General features: G+C 70.1%; 14 protein-coding genes and 1 rRNA gene. All 15 read left to right on the top strand.

Annotated elements, in window-relative coordinates:
• A 5S ribosomal RNA gene (rrf, locus tag VPH61_RS18865) occupies positions 1–70 on the top strand; the annotation flags it as partial.
• 118 nt (positions 71–188) lie between these two features.
• The gene (locus tag VPH61_RS15505) at positions 189–2,147 is read left to right on the top strand and encodes a primosomal protein (protein ID WP_332064406.1); all 1,959 of its coding nucleotides are present in this window, start codon (positions 189–191) and stop codon (positions 2,145–2,147) included.
• The gene (locus tag VPH61_RS15500; protein ID WP_332064405.1) at positions 2,122–3,153 is read left to right on the top strand and encodes an HAD-IIA family hydrolase; all 1,032 of its coding nucleotides are present in this window, start codon (positions 2,122–2,124) and stop codon (positions 3,151–3,153) included. The genes VPH61_RS15505 and VPH61_RS15500 overlap by 26 nt, the downstream gene beginning before the upstream one ends.
• 48 nt (positions 3,154–3,201) lie before the next feature.
• The gene (locus VPH61_RS15495; RefSeq protein ID WP_332064404.1) at positions 3,202–3,390 is read left to right on the top strand and encodes a hypothetical protein; all 189 of its coding nucleotides are present in this window, start codon (positions 3,202–3,204) and stop codon (positions 3,388–3,390) included.
• Positions 3,391–3,393: 3 nt separating this feature from the next.
• On the top strand, positions 3,394–4,203 hold the full coding sequence (locus tag VPH61_RS15490) for a TlyA family RNA methyltransferase (protein ID WP_332064403.1): 810 nt from the start codon (positions 3,394–3,396) through the stop codon (positions 4,201–4,203).
• Positions 4,158–5,114, top strand: coding sequence for an NAD kinase (locus VPH61_RS15485; RefSeq protein WP_442879116.1), 957 nt, complete (start codon positions 4,158–4,160; stop codon positions 5,112–5,114). Before VPH61_RS15490 ends, VPH61_RS15485 begins: the two co-directional genes overlap by 46 nt.
• A gap of 9 nt (positions 5,115–5,123) precedes the next feature.
• Complete coding sequence (gene recN / locus VPH61_RS15480; protein ID WP_332064401.1) at positions 5,124–6,824, top strand: DNA repair protein RecN; 1,701 nt, start codon at positions 5,124–5,126, stop codon at positions 6,822–6,824.
• 111 nt (positions 6,825–6,935) lie between these two features.
• Positions 6,936–8,648 (top strand): CTP synthase, encoded by a 1,713-nt coding sequence (locus tag VPH61_RS15475; protein ID WP_332064400.1) that lies wholly within the window; start codon positions 6,936–6,938, stop codon positions 8,646–8,648.
• The gene (locus VPH61_RS15470; protein ID WP_332064399.1) at positions 8,641–9,315 is read left to right on the top strand and encodes an NUDIX hydrolase; all 675 of its coding nucleotides are present in this window, start codon (positions 8,641–8,643) and stop codon (positions 9,313–9,315) included. Before VPH61_RS15475 ends, VPH61_RS15470 begins: the two co-directional genes overlap by 8 nt.
• Positions 9,312–10,214 carry a site-specific tyrosine recombinase XerD gene (gene xerD / locus VPH61_RS15465; protein ID WP_332064398.1) on the top strand — a complete coding sequence of 301 codons (903 nt, stop codon included), beginning with the start codon at positions 9,312–9,314 and terminating at the stop codon, positions 10,212–10,214. The genes VPH61_RS15470 and xerD overlap by 4 nt, the downstream gene beginning before the upstream one ends.
• A 43-nt stretch (positions 10,215–10,257) precedes the next feature.
• The gene (locus VPH61_RS15460) at positions 10,258–11,142 is read left to right on the top strand and encodes a ParA family protein (RefSeq protein ID WP_332064397.1); all 885 of its coding nucleotides are present in this window, start codon (positions 10,258–10,260) and stop codon (positions 11,140–11,142) included.
• Between the two features lie 94 nt (positions 11,143–11,236).
• Positions 11,237–12,058: a segregation and condensation protein A gene (locus tag VPH61_RS15455; protein WP_332064396.1), complete on the top strand. Its 822-nt coding sequence runs from the start codon at positions 11,237–11,239 to the stop codon at positions 12,056–12,058.
• Positions 12,059–12,242: 184 nt separating this feature from the next.
• Positions 12,243–12,869, top strand: a complete 627-nt coding sequence (gene scpB, locus VPH61_RS15450; RefSeq protein WP_332064415.1) for an SMC-Scp complex subunit ScpB — start codon at positions 12,243–12,245, stop codon at positions 12,867–12,869.
• The gene (locus VPH61_RS15445; RefSeq protein ID WP_332064395.1) at positions 12,862–13,677 is read left to right on the top strand and encodes a pseudouridine synthase; all 816 of its coding nucleotides are present in this window, start codon (positions 12,862–12,864) and stop codon (positions 13,675–13,677) included. The genes scpB and VPH61_RS15445 overlap by 8 nt, the downstream gene beginning before the upstream one ends.
• Complete coding sequence (locus VPH61_RS15440; RefSeq protein ID WP_332064394.1) at positions 13,674–14,756, top strand: prephenate dehydrogenase; 1,083 nt, start codon at positions 13,674–13,676, stop codon at positions 14,754–14,756. Before VPH61_RS15445 ends, VPH61_RS15440 begins: the two co-directional genes overlap by 4 nt.

Raw genomic sequence — 14,756 nt, 5'->3', positions numbered from 1 at the left:
GGAAGCTAAGACTCGCAGCGCCGATGGTACTGCAGGGGGGACCCTGTGGGAGAGTAGGACACCGCCGGACAAACATTGAGGAGAGAGGCCACCCGAAGACGGGTGGCCTTTCTTCGTTAACGGGGTACTTCACAAGGTGCCCCATTACGGTTGAGTCCCATGAGGACTCCACACACGACGGGACTATCGTGAGCGACTCCAAGCACGGCTCGGCTGACCAGGGACGACCTGAGCGACGCGAACAGCGCAGCGGCGGCAACGGAGCCGACCGGCCCTCGGGCGCGCGTTCCGGCTCGACCGCTCGAGATGGCGCTCCGACGAAGAAGCCGTATGGCGACCGTGACGCGAAGAAGCCGTATGGCGACCGTGACGCGAAGAAGCCGTATGGCGACCGTGACGCGAAGAAGCCGTATGGCGACCGTGACGCGAAGAAGCCGTATGGCGACCGCGACGCGAAGAAGCCGTATGGCGACCGCGATGCGAAGAAGCCGTATGGCGACCGCGATGCGAAGAAGCCTTATGGCGACCGGGGTGCGTCGAAGCCGTATGGTGACCGCGACAACCGCAAGCCGTATGGCGATCGTGACGCGAAGCCCTACGGGGACCGGGGTGCGTCGAAGCCGTATGGTGACCGCGACAACCGCAAGCCCTACGGTGATCGCGATGCGAAGAAGCCGTACGGCGATCGCGACAACCGGAAGCCCTATGGTGACCGTGACGCGAAGCCCTACGGGGACCGCGGTGCGTCGAAGCCGTACGGAGATCGTGACAACCGGAAGCCCTATGGCGACCGTGACGCGAAGCCGTATGGCGATCGCGGCGCCAAGCCCTACGGTGACCGCGACAACCGGAAGCCGTATGGGGACCGTGACGCGAAGAAGCCCTACGGTGACCGCGACAACCGCAAGCCCTATGGCGACCGTGACGCGAAGCCCTACGGGGACCGGGGTGCGTCGAAGCCGTATGGTGACCGCGACAACCGCAAGCCCTACGGTGACCGTGACGCGAAGAAGCCCTACGGTGACCGCGACAACCGCAAGCCCTATGGCGATGCTGCGCCCCGAGGCGGACGCCCGGGTGGACGCGACGACCAGCGCGATGCACCTCCCCGTGAGAACTACGGCGCGGCCGAGCTGCAGGTGCGCCCGCGCCACGACGACCCGTTCATTCCCGAGTCGATCGAGGCACGCGACCTCGACAAGGGCGCTCGCGCCGAGCTGAAGACGCTGAGCAAGGAGAACGCCGACTGGGTCGCGCGGCATCTCGTGGCGGCATCCGAACTGCTCGAGGACGACCCCGAGCTCGCCCACCAGCACGCACTGTCGGCGGGGCGCCGGGCCGGCCGTATCGCGGTCGTGCGCGAGACGCTCGCGATCACCGCTTACGCGACCGGGGACTTCGCACTCGCGCTCCGCGAACTGCGCACGTATCGCCGCATCTCGGGCAGCAACGACCAGCTGCCCCTGTTGGTCGACAGCGAGCGCGGTGTCGGACGCCCCGATCGCGCCCTCGAGGTCGGCCGTGCGGTCGATCGCTCGACGCTTGCTCCGGCCGTGCAGGTCGGACTCGCCATCGCGATGTCGGGAGCCCGGCTCGACCTGGGGCAGCCCGAGATCGCCCTCGCCGAGCTCGAGATTCCGCAGCTCGATCCCGACCGCGCCTTCTCGTACAGCCCGGCGCTCTTCTCGGCGTACGCCGAGGTGCTCGAAGAACTGGGTCGCACCGATGAGGCTTCGAAGTGGCGGGCTCGTGCCGATCGCGCCGAAGCCGCACTCGGCGGCCCCGCAGAGGCGGAGTCCATCGAGATCTTCGAGGTGGAGCTCGAGGAGTCAGCAGGCGACGCCGAGGAGGCCGCGCCGGTGGAAGACGCCGAGGAGGCAGTTTCGGTCGACGAGGCCGACGAGTCCGAGGCATCCGTCGCACCTGAAGCGGATGCCGCGGCCCACGAAGACGCCGAAGAGGAGACCGAGGCCGAGGCATCCGTCGAGCCTGAAGCGGACGCCGTCGCCCACGACGACACCGGGGACGAGGCCTTCGATGGTCACCCGGGCGACGTGCTCGAAGACGACGTGCGCGAGGTGCTCGCCGCGATCGAGGCCGACGAGAGCGAGGGCACGTCCGGTGGGACTGTTCCGCGCGAAGACTGAGCACCCGACGCCGCTCGACGGCGTCGACGCGGTGCTCGCCGACCTCGACGGCGTCGTGTATGCGGGCGCGCACGCGATTCCGCGTGCGGTCGAGAGCCTGAACCTCGCCAAGCGCGACCGCGCGGTCGGGTACATCACGAACAACGCGTCGCGCAGTGATGCATCCGTCGCTGGCCACCTCGCCGAGCTCGGCCTCGACGTCGTTCCGCACGACGTCGTGACGTCGCCGCAGGCCGCGATGGCGCTGCTCGCCGAGCAGGTGGCGCCGGGAGCGCTCGTGTTCGTCGTCGGCGGCGAGGGCATCACGACCGAGCTCGAGAAGCGCGGCTACCGCATCACGCGCTCCGCCGACGACGCGCCCGAGGCCGTCGTGCAGGGCTTCAGCCCCGAGATCGGATGGCGCGATCTCGCCGAGGCGACCTTCGCACTGTCCGCCGGCGGTGGCGTGGACGGTGCGACCCCGATTCCGTGGATCGCGACCAACATGGACTGGACGATCCCGGTCGCGCGCGGCATCGCGCCGGGCAACGGCACGCTGGTCTCAGCCGTGCACACGGCGGTCGGGCGGTTCCCGCTCGTCGCCGGCAAGCCCGAGACCCCGATCTTCGACGAGGCTCGTCGCCGGTTCGACACCGATCGGCCGCTCATGATCGGGGATCGTCTCGACACCGACATCCTCGGCGCCCGGCGTGCGGGCATGCTGAGCGCCCTCGTGCTCACGGGCATCGACACGGCGAAGCAGGTGCTCGCGGCTCCCGAGTCGAGTCGGCCCGACTTCATCCTCGCCGACCTCGACGGCCTCCACACGCCGTACCCGGTGACGGAGACCGTGCGCGGCGGTGTCACTCGTGTCGGCTCGGCCCGGGTGCGCGTCTCGGGCAATCGGGTGGAGATCGTCGACGACGGCGACGACCGCCTCGACCTGCTGCGCGCGGCATGCGCTGCGATCTGGGGCTCGGGCATGGGCATCCACGTGCTCGACGTTCCGGCTCGGCTCTACAGCTGATCGGTCGGTCGTCGGCCCGGCGTCGTCGGCTCGGGGTAGCGTTGACTCGTGAGCACTGAACCCGATCGAGCAGCAGCGGCCGAGACGATCCCGCCCGCATCCGACGCGTCGTCGGTGTCGGCCGTGCTCGCCGAGGTCGAGTCCCGACCGCTCGCGGAGCGTGCGGAGGCCTATCAGGCCCTCGCCGAGGAGTTGCGGAGCCAGCTCGAGCAGTCCGACCCGTCGCTGCGCACCTGACGCATGACCGATCAACGACTCGACGCGGCCCTTGCGGCGCGCGGTCTCGCTCGCTCGCGCACGCATGCCGCGACGCTCATCGCCGCTGGCGTCGTGACGGTCGACGGCCGCCCGGTGGTCAAGGCTTCCGCCAAGGTGGGCGATGACGCGGTGCTCGAGGTCGCGGCATCCGATCACTATGTGAGTCGTGCTGCGCACAAGCTCATCGCGGGCCTCGACGGGTTCGGCGTCGAGGCCGAGGGCCGCATCGCGCTCGACGCCGGCGCCTCGACGGGCGGGTTCAGCCAGGTGCTCCTCGAGCGGGGCGCCCGACAGGTGCTCGCCGTCGACGTCGGGCACGGCCAGCTCGCGCCCGAACTCGCGAACGCCCAGGGCCTCGTGCTCGTCGAGGGCTGCAACGTGCGCCATCTCGATGCCGCGCTCCTCGCCGAACTGACCGGCGTCGCCGAGCCGCCGTCGCTCGTCGTCGCCGATCTGTCGTTCATCTCGCTCACCGTTGTACTGCCAGCGCTCCGCGCGAGCGCGACGGATGACGCGGACTTCGTGCTGCTCGTCAAGCCGCAGTTCGAGGTGGGGCGCGGGGGAGTGCGCGAGGGCGTCGTGCGCGACGCGGGGCTTCGTTCCGAGGCGGTCTCGACCGTGCTGTGGGCGGCGTTCGACGCGGGCCTCGGCACCGCCGGCGTCCTGTCCTCCCCAATCGCCGGTGGCCACGGAAACCTCGAATACCTCGTGCATCTGAGCGCGGTGCGCGGGTCGAATCCGACAGAATGGTCAGGTCGGGTCGACGAAGTGACGGGGAGGACCAAGGGGTGAGTGACGCACGGCGCTTCCTGGTGGTCTCCCACACGGGTCGGCAGTCCGCCCTCGAGGCGACGAGCGAGGTCTGCGCGCAGCTGCTCGCCGCCGGTGCGGTGCCGGTCATCGCGGCCGAGCACTGGGACGAGGTGCACGACTTCGTGCCCGAGCTGAACGGCTCGGTCGAGCGGTTCGAAGAGACCGACCCGGCGGCCATCGAACTCGTCATCGTGCTCGGCGGCGACGGCACGATCCTGCGTGCCGCCGAGATCATGCGCGACCACCCCGTGCCGCTCCTCGGCGTGAACCTCGGCCATGTCGGGTTCCTCGCCGAGAGCGAGCGCGACGACCTCGGCTACACGGTCGGCCGTGCATTGGCGCGCGACTACACCGTCGAAGAGCGCATGACGCTCTCGGTGCGCGCGAAGGTCGGCGAGAGCGTCGTCTACGAGAGCTGGGCGCTCAACGAGGTCACCGTCGAGAAGGCCGAGCGCGAGCGCATGCTCGAGGTCGTCATCGAGGTCGATCGGCGCCCGCTCTCCTCGTTCGGCTGCGACGGCGTCGTGATGTCGACGCCGACCGGCTCGACGGCGTACTCGTTCTCAGCCGGCGGCCCGGTCGTCTGGCCGAGCCTCGAAGCTCTGCTGCTCGTACCGCTCAGCGCGCACGCCCTCTTCGCGCGCCCGCTCGTCGTCGGCCCCGAGTCGTCGCTCGCCGTCGAGATCCTGCAGCGCACCGAGGCATCCGCCGTCATCTGGTGCGACGGTCGGCGCACCTTCGATCTTCCGCCGGGTGCTCGCGTGATCGTGCGCCGGTCGCCCGTGCCGGTGCGCCTCGCCCGGCTGCACGAGGCGCCGTTCACCGATCGGCTCGTCAACAAGTTCCAGCTCCCGGTCACCGGGTGGAGGGGGCCGGTCGGGCGTGAGTGAGGGCAGGAAATGATCGAAGAGCTCGGCATCCGCGATCTCGGTGTCATCGCCGAGGCGACGCTGCCGCTCGGCGCCGGCTTCACGGCCGTGACCGGTGAGACCGGTGCGGGCAAGACCATGGTCGTGACCGCGCTCGGGCTGCTGCTTGGCTCTCGTGCCGACGCCGGCGCTGTGCGGGCCGGCGCGAAGCAGGCATGGGTCGAGGGTCGTTGGCTCGTTGCCGATGACGGGGTCGTCGCCGAACGCGTCGCCGAGACCGGCGGCGAGATCGAGGCCGGCGAGCTGCTGCTCGGCAGGTCCGTCTCCTCCGAGGGGCGCAGCCGGGCCGTCGTCGGCGGTCGCAGTGCCCCCGTCGGGGTGCTCTCCGACCTCGGGGCCGAACTCGTCGTCGTGCACGGGCAGGCCGATCAGCAGCGACTCCGTTCGGCGGTCGCGCAGCGCGAGGCGCTCGATCGCTTCGCCGGCTCGAAGCTGCAGACCGTGCTCGACGAGTACCGTACGGCGTTCAACGCCTGGCGAACGGATGCCGCGGAGCTCGAGCGCCTGCGAACCGACCACGAATCGCGACTGCGTGAAGCCGAACAGCTTCGGGCGGCACTCGATGAGGTCGAGGCCGCCGACCCGCAGCCCGGTGAAGACGTCGAACTCCAGGAGCGGGCCGACCGGCTCTCGAACCTCGAAGAGCTGCGACTCGCCGCCGCTCAGGCTCGCGCGTTGATCTCGGCCGAAGACGTCGTCGACGACGTTCCCGACGCCGTCGCGCTCGTCGACGGTGCCCGGCGGCAGCTCGAACGCGTCGCCGAGCACGATGCCGCACTGCAGCCGATCGGCGAGATGCTGACGAACGCGGGCTTCCTGCTCGCCGACGCGGCTGCCGAGCTGTCGGGGTACCTCGCAGGGCTCGACGCCGACGGCGCGCGCGAACTCGAGATCGTGCAAGAACGTCGGGCCGTGCTCGGCGCGCTCATCCGCCGTCACGGCGGTGGCCTCGAAGAGGTGCTCGAGTTCCGTCGCAACGGTGGTCTCAGGCTCGTCGAGCTCGACAGCGATGATGAGCGCATCGAGGGGCTCGAGGCATCCGTCGCGGCGCTCGAAGCCGAGGTCGATCGGCTCGCCGCCTCGCTCACCGAACTGCGCACCGACGCGGCCGGGCGACTCGCGGCTGCCGTCACGACCGAACTCGCGGCGCTCGCGATGCCCGACGCGCAGCTCGCCGTCATGATCGAGCCGACGGCCGAAGCGACGACGCACGGGCGTGATGCCGTGTCGATCCTGCTGCGGCCGCACCCCGGAGCTGAACCGCGGCCGGTGTCGCGCGGGGCCTCGGGCGGTGAACTCTCGCGGGTGATGCTCGCGATCGAGGTCGTCATCGCGGGCAGCGACCCCGTGCCGACGTTCGTCTTCGACGAGGTCGACGCGGGTGTCGGCGGTGCCGCCGCGATCGAGATCGGACGACGACTGGCGCGGCTCGCGGAGCGCTCGCAGGTCATCGTCGTGACGCACCTCGCGCAGGTCGCCGCCTTCGCGACGAACCATCTGAGCGTGGTCAAGGGCACCGACGGGCAGGTGACCTCCTCGAGCGTGCGTCAGCTCGCGGGCGCCGAGCGGGAGGCCGAGATGGCGCGCCTGCTGTCGGGGCTCGCCGACTCGCAGAGTGGGCTCGCGCACGCGCGAGAACTGCTGGAGATCGCCGCCGACCGGGCCGCATGACGCGCGCACGCCGGGCGGAACGAACGGGATCGAGTGGATCCCGAGAAAATGGGGGAGCGCGTGGGGCATGTCGGGTCGAACGATCAGGAACGTGAGTTAGGCTATAAGCCCGTGGTGGATGAACGCGGAACAGACAATCAGAACGCTGAACTTTCGAACGGCGAGACCAAGCACATCTTCGTGACCGGTGGTGTCGTCTCCTCGTTGGGCAAGGGGCTCACGGCGGCGAGTCTCGGTAATCTCCTGACTGCCAGGGGCCTGCGAGTCGTCATGCAGAAGCTCGATCCATATCTGAACGTGGATCCCGGCACGATGAACCCCTTCCAGCACGGCGAGGTCTTCGTGACCGACGACGGCGCTGAGACCGACCTCGACATCGGTCACTACGAGCGGTTCCTCGACATCAACCTGAGCCAGGCGGCGAACGTCACCACCGGCCAGATCTATTCGACGGTGATCGCCAAGGAGCGCCGCGGCGAGTACCTCGGCGACACGGTGCAGGTCATCCCGCACATCACCGACGAGATCAAGCGCCGCATGCGGCTGCAGGCCTCCGAATCGCCGAAGCCCGACGTCATCATCACCGAGATCGGCGGCACCGTCGGCGACATCGAGTCGCAGCCGTTCATCGAGTCGGCCCGTCAGGTTCGCCACGAGCTCGGCCGCAAGAACGTCTTCTTCGTGCACGTCTCGCTCGTGCCCTTCATGGGTGCGTCGGGCGAGCAGAAGACGAAGCCCACGCAGCACTCGGTCGCAGCCCTCCGCTCCATCGGCATCCAGCCCGACGCGCTCGTGCTCCGCAGCGACCGCCCCGTCACCGAGTCGAACAAGCGCAAGATCGCGCTCATGTGCGACGTCGACGAGCAGGCCGTCGTGAATGCGGTCGACGTGCCGTCGATCTACGACATCCCGACGATGCTGCACGACCAGGGCCTCGACGCCTACATCATCGACACCCTCGGTCTCGGCGAGAAGGCGGCCGACGTCGACTGGTCGGGCTGGAGCGGCCTGCTCGACGTCGTGCACGACCCCAAGCACGAGGTCACGATCGGGCTCGTCGGCAAGTACATCGACCTGCCCGACGCCTACCTCTCGGTCACCGAGGCGCTTCGCGCCGGCGGGTTCGCGAACGACGCGAAGGTCAAGATCGAGTGGATCCCGTCGGACGAGTGCCAGACGCCCGAGGGCGCGCAGAAGCACCTCGCGCACCTCGACGGCATCTGCGTGCCCGGCGGCTTCGGCGTGCGCGGCATCGAGGGCAAGCTCGGCGCGCTGCTCTTCGCACGTGAGAACGCCATTCCCGTGCTCGGCCTCTGCCTCGGCCTGCAGTGCATGGTCATCGAGTACTCGCGCAACGTCGCCGGCCTGCCCGGCGCCTCGTCGAGCGAGTTCGACCCCGACACGCAGTACCCGGTCATCGCGACCATGGAGGAGCAGGTCGAGATCATCGCGGGCGGCGACCTCGGCGGCACCATGCGACTCGGCCTCTACCCGGCCAAGCTCGCAGAGGGCTCGATCGCGGCCGAGCTCTACGGCTCGACCGAGGTCTCCGAGCGCCACCGTCACCGCTACGAGGTCAACAACTCCTACCGCGATCGCATCGCCGAGGCGGGGCTCTCGTTCTCGGGCATGTCGCCCGACCGCCACCTCGTCGAATTCGTCGAGCTGCCGCGCGACGTGCACCCGTTCTATGTCGGCACGCAGGCGCACCCCGAGCTGCGCAGCCGCCCGAACGACCCGCACCCCCTGTTCCGCGGCCTCGTCGGCGCGGCACTCGAGCGCCAGCAGGCGAGCCTGCTGTTCGACGACGTCAGCAATGGCTGAGCACCTCGACGCGGCCATCGGTGGGCGGCTCGAGCCGCTCGCCGATGAACGCGTCGACGTGCCGGTCGTCTCGAGCGAGCGGGTCTTCGACGGCCGTGTGTGGGACATCCGCCGCGATGCCTTCGAGTTCGGCGGCGAGACCATCGTGCGCGAGTACATGGACCACAGCGGCGCCGTCGGCGTGCTCGCGATCGACGATGACGACAATGTGCTGCTGATCAAGCAGTACCGGCATCCGGTGCGCATGCGCGACTGGGAGATCCCCGCCGGCCTCCTCGACGTCGACGGCGAGCCGCCCCTGGCCGCCGCGAAGCGCGAACTCGCCGAAGAGGCCGACCTCGAGGCATCCGACTGGGCCGTGCTCAGCGACATCGCGACCTCGCCCGGCGGCAGCGATGAGCTGATCAGGGTGTACCTCGCGCGCGGGCTCTCGGTCACGGCCGAGGCGTTCGCGCGCGAGGGCGAAGAGGCCGACATGGAGACCCGCTGGGTGCCGCTCGACGAGTGCGTCGACGCGGTGCTCGAGCGACGCATCCACAACGCCCCGCTCGCGGTCGCGGTGCTCGCTGCGGCAGCGGCGCGGGCACGCGGCTGGTCGAGCCTCGGCGAAACGGATGCCCCGTGGCCCGGGCAGGCCATCGGTCGCACGGAGCCGCCGCGCCGATGACCAGAACCCCCGTCGACGACTACCTGCGGCATCTCGCCGTGGAGCGGGGGCTCGCGCAGAACACGATCTCGTCGTACCGACGCGACCTCGCGATCTACGCCGACTGGCTCGCCTCGCGCGGCATCGCCGGGCCTTCGGCGGCGACTGAGCAGGACCTCGGCGACTTCGTGCGCTTCCTCGGCGCCGACCGCGTGCCGCCGCTCGCGACGTCGTCGATCGCCCGCGTGCTGTCGGCCGTGCGAGGGCTGCACCGATTCCTCGCCGAGGAGGGGCTCGTGGCAGCGGATGTCTCGCGAGAGCTGCGACCGCCGAAGCTGCCGATGCGGCTGCCCAAGGCGATCCCGGTCGACGACGTCGAGGCGCTCATCGCAGCCGCGGGCGGTGACGAGCCGATCGACCTGCGCGACACCGCCCTGCTCGAGGTGCTCTATGCGACCGGGGCCCGCGTCTCCGAGGCCGTGTCGCTGAACGTCGACGACCTCGTCGACCAAGAGGTCGTGCGGCTCTTCGGCAAGGGCGGCAAGCAGCGCATCGTGCCGCTCGGCAGCTATGCGCGTCGCGCGGTCGACGCCTACCTCGTGCGTGCCCGGCCGCTGCTCTCCGCACGCGGCACGGCGACGCCGGCGCTCTTCCTCGGCGCGCGCGGCAAGCGCATGTCGCGGCAGGCCGCCTGGGAGGCGATCCGCGATGCCGCCGAGACGGCGGGGCTCGCGACATCCGTCTCGCCGCACACGCTGCGGCACTCGTTCGCGACCCACCTGCTCGAGGGCGGTGCCGACGTGCGCGTCGTGCAGGAGCTCCTCGGCCACTCCTCGGTCGCCACGACCCAGATCTACACGCTCGTCACAGCGGACACACTCCGGGAGATGTACACCGCAGCCCACCCGCGTGCTCGCTAGAATCGACCAAGCACCCGCCCGGCCCCAGGAGAGAAGACGAGACGTGACGCACCAGACGAACCACTCAGCGGACGGAATCGCAACTCCGCCAGAGCTCGGTCCCACTGGTCGCCCGAATCGCGAGTTCCCCGAGCCCGTCACGCTCACTTCGCACGGCCCTGCTCGCATCATCGCCCTCTGCAACCAGAAGGGCGGCGTCGGCAAGACGACCACCACGATCAACCTCGGCGCGACGCTCGCCGAGTACGGGCGCCGGGTGCTCGCGATCGACTTCGACCCGCAGGGCGCGCTCTCGGCAGGCCTCGGCGTGCCGACGCACGACGTGCCGACGATCTACGACCTGCTGCTCTCGCGCACGCTCGACCCGGCCGACGTGATCCAGAAGACGAGCGTCGAGGGGCTCGACGTGATTCCCGCGAACATCGACCTCTCGGCCGCTGAGGTGCACCTCGTCACCGAGGTCGCCCGCGAGCAGATCCTCGCGAGCGTGCTGCGCCGCGTCTCGGCCGACTACGACGTGATCCTCATCGACTGCCAGCCGTCGCTCGGGCTCCTGACCGTGAACGCCCTCACGGCCAGCCACGGCGTCGTCATCCCGCTCGAGTGCGAGTACTTCGCGCTGCGCGGCGTTGCGCTGCTCATCGAGACGATCGACAAGGTGCGCGACCGGCTGAACCCGGCCATCCAGCTCGACGGCATCCTCGCGACGATGTACGACTCCCGTACGCTGCACTCCCGTGAAGTGCTCGAGCGCGTCGTCGACGCGTTCGGCGATGAGGTGCTCGAGACGGTCATCACCCGCACGGTGAAGTTCCCCGACGCGAGCGTCGCGGGCACGCCCATCACCGAGTTCGCACCCGAGCACCAGGCGTCGCGGGCGTACCGCCAGCTCGCCAGGGAGCTGGTCTTCCGTGGCGCGGTCGCCTGAGGCGGCGTCGGCCCCCGAACAGCACGCGTCCGACGCGAGGGTGTCGGCCGAAGGTGATAACGCGCACGCGCGGTCGGATGACTCGTCGACCGCGGTGCCCGACACTGTCGAGCCCGGCGTACCCGCGGCCGACGAGGGCGGCTTCCGCGTCGCACTCACGAACTTCGAGGGCCCGTTCGACCTGCTGCTCTCGCTCATCACGAAGCACGAGCTCGACATCACCGAGGTCTCGCTGTCGGCGGTCACCGACGAGTTCATCTCGTACCTGCGCGGCCTCGACTCCGAGGAGGAGCTCGATCGCGCCTCCGAGTTCCTCGTCGTCGCGGCGACCCTGCTCGACCTGAAGGTCGCGGGGCTCCTGCCGCAGGGCGAGCTCGTCGACGCCGAAGACGTCGCCCTGCTCGAGGCCCGCGACCTGCTGTTCGCCCGCCTGCTGCAGTACCGCGCCTTCAAGGAGGCGGCACGCTGGTTCTCGGGCAATCTCGAGCGCGAGTCGCTGCGGCACGCACGCAATGTGCGCCTCGAGGAGAAGTTCCGCAGGCGCGCGCCCGAGCTCGTCTGGACCCTATCGGCCGAAGACTTCGCCGCACTCGCGACACTGGCGCTGACGCCGCGCGAGATCCCGGTCGTCGGCCTCGATCACCTGCACGCGCCGCTCGTCTCGATCCGCGAGCAGGCGGCGCACGTCGTCGCCGTGCTCCGCCGCGGCGACCCCGTGACCTTCCGCCAGCTCATCGCCGGGGTCGGCCAGTCGGGCGTCGTCGTCGCGCGCTTCCTCGCCGTGCTCGAGCTCTACCGGCATGCCGCGATCGGGTTCGAGCAGCTCGAACCGCTCGGCGAGCTGACGCTGCGCTGGTCGGCCGAGAACTGGTCGGACGAGAACCTCGAGAGCCTGGGGGCTGACTATGACGAATGAGACGAACGTGCAGGCCGAGGCGCCCGACGATCTCGGCGAAGCGACGAAGGGTTTCGAGACGCCTCCTTCGTCGGCTCCTCAACCCGCGGAGGAGTCGTCTCCTCGATCCGCGGATGTTTCGGCTCCCCGATCCGCGGAGGAGACGTCGGCCCCTCACGCCGCGGAGCGCGGGCCCGAGCTCTCGATCGTGACCCCGCTCGACGTGCCCGGCCAGCCGCGCCTCGACCTCGACCGCGCCCTCGAGGCGATCCTCTTCATCGCCGATGAGCCGCAGAGCGTCGTCTCCCTCGCGGCCGCCGTTGCGCGGCCCGTCGCCGAGGTGCGCGCGTCGATCGCCCGCTTGCGGGCCGACTACGACGGCGACGGCGCGTCGGGCGAGCCGCGAACGGATGTCGCGGGGGAGCCCGAGCCGCGAAGCATCCGTCGCGGGTTCGAACTTCGCGAGGTCGGCGGCGGCTGGCGCTTCTATGTCAGAGCCGAGTACGACACCCTCGTGGCCGACTTCGTGCTGACGCAGTCGTCGACGAGGCTCTCGCAGGCAGCGCTCGAGACGCTCTCGGTGATCGCCTACAAGCAGCCCATCTCGCGTTCGCAGGTCGCGTCGATCCGTGCGGTGAACGTCGACTCGGTCGTGCGCACGCTGCTCGGGCGCGGCCTCGTCACCGAGGTCGACACCGACCCCGAGACCGGCGCGATCCTCTACGGCACGACCGAACTGCTGCTCACGAACCTCGGCATCAACTCGCTCGACGAGCTGCCCCACATCTCGCCGTTGCTCGACGACGGCCAGGAAGGATTCGACTTTGACTGACGCAACCGGCTGGGGCGGCGAACCCGCCCCTGAGGGCGTACGACTGCAGAAGGTGCTCGCCGCCGCGGGTGTCGCGAGCAGGCGGGTCTCGGAGCAGTACATCGCCGAGGGCCGCGTCGAGGTGAACGGCGAGATCGTCACCGAGCTCGGCCGCCGCATCGATCCAGAGACCGACCTCGTCGCGGTCGACGGCGTCGCCGTGCAGCTCGACCCCGCGAAGCGGTACTACATGCTGAACAAGCCGCGCGGCGTGGTCTCGTCGATGCGCGACGAGCAGGGGCGACCCGACCTCACGCGCTTCACCGACGACCTCGAGGAGCGGGTGTTCAACGTCGGCCGCCTCGACGCCGAGACGAGCGGGCTGCTGCTGCTCACGAACGACGGCGACCTCGCGCACGTGCTCGCGCACCCGTCGTTCGGCGTCTCGAAGACGTACATCGCGAAGGTCACGGGCCGAGTCTCCCCGCAGGTGATCCAGCAGCTGAAGAACGGCATCGAGCTCGAAGACGGCCCCATCAAGGCCGACAAGGCGCGCATCCTGCAGCAGCAGGGCGATGACCGTCACTCGATGGTCGAACTCACGCTCCACTCGGGCCGCAACCGCATCGTGCGCCGCATGCTCGACGCCGTGGGGCATCCGGTCGTCGATCTCGTGCGACGCAGCTTCGGGCCCCTGAATCTCGGCACACTGCGCTCGGGCCAGATGCGCGAGCTGACGAAGGAGGAGCGGGGCCAGCTGCTCACCATCTCCCGCGCCGCCGACGCCGACCAGCACGACGGCGCAGCCGGGAACGAAGGCGAATCGTGACCGAATCCCGCCTGACCGGCCCGGTTCGCGTGGTCGGCGTGGGACTGCTCGGTGCGAGCATCGGCCTCGGGCTGCGTGCGAAGGGCGTCGAGGTGATCCTCGCCGACGCCTCGCCGACGCACCTCGCGATCGCGGTCGACTACGGTGCCGGTCGGCCTGCCACACCCGGTGACCGTCCGCAGCTCGTCGTCGTGTGCGTGCCGCCCGACGTCACGGCCGACGTCGTCGCGGCCGAACTCGAGGCCCACCCCGAGGCGATCGTCACGGATGTCGCGAGCGTGAAGCTCGCCGTCTACGAGAACCTGCAGGCGCGCGGCGCCGACCTCTCGCGCTACATCGGCACGCACCCGATGGCCGGGCGCGAGCGCGGCGGCCCCATGTCGGGCCGTGCCGACCTCTTCGTCGGTCGCCCGTGGGTCGTCGCCGCCCACGGCGGTATCTCGTACCAGGACGGATCGGCGATCGACGACCTCATCCTCGACCTCGGTGCCACGCTCGTCGAGCTCACGCCCGAACAGCACGACGCCGCCGTCGCCCTCGTCTCCCACGTGCCGCAGGTCGTCTCGAGCCTCATGGCGCGGCGCCTCATCGACGCGCCCCACGCCTCGGTCAACCTCGCGGGGCAGGGCCTCCGCGACGTCACGCGCGTCGCTGCCAGCGACCCCGAACTCTGGGTGCAGATCCTCGGGCAGAATGCCGAGCCCGTCGCCGAGATCCTCCGCGGCTACCGCGACGACCTCGACCGCTTCATCGACGCGCTCGACAACATGGACGCGCCCGGCGCCCGGCGCCGCGTCGCCGAGGAGCTCTTCGGCGGCAACACCGGCGTCGAGCGGCTGCCCGGCAAGCACGGCGTCGATCGCCGCTACTCGAGTCTCATCGTCATGATCGACGACCGGCCCGGTCAACTCGCCCGGCTCTTCAACGACGTCGGCGAGGCCGGCGCGAACATCGAAGACCTGCGCCTCGAGCACTCGCCGGGCGCGCAGATCGGCCTCGCCGAGATCTCCGTGCTCCCCGAGGTGCAGCAGCACCTCACCGATGAGCTGGCCGCACGCGGCTGGCGGATTGCAGGTTGA

Source organism: Agromyces sp. CCNWLW203 (assembly GCF_036576125.1).
GTDB lineage: Bacteria > Actinomycetota > Actinomycetes > Actinomycetales > Microbacteriaceae > Agromyces.
Note: the sequence above shows the minus strand (reverse complement) of the source record. Positions and strands in the feature narration are given on the sequence as shown.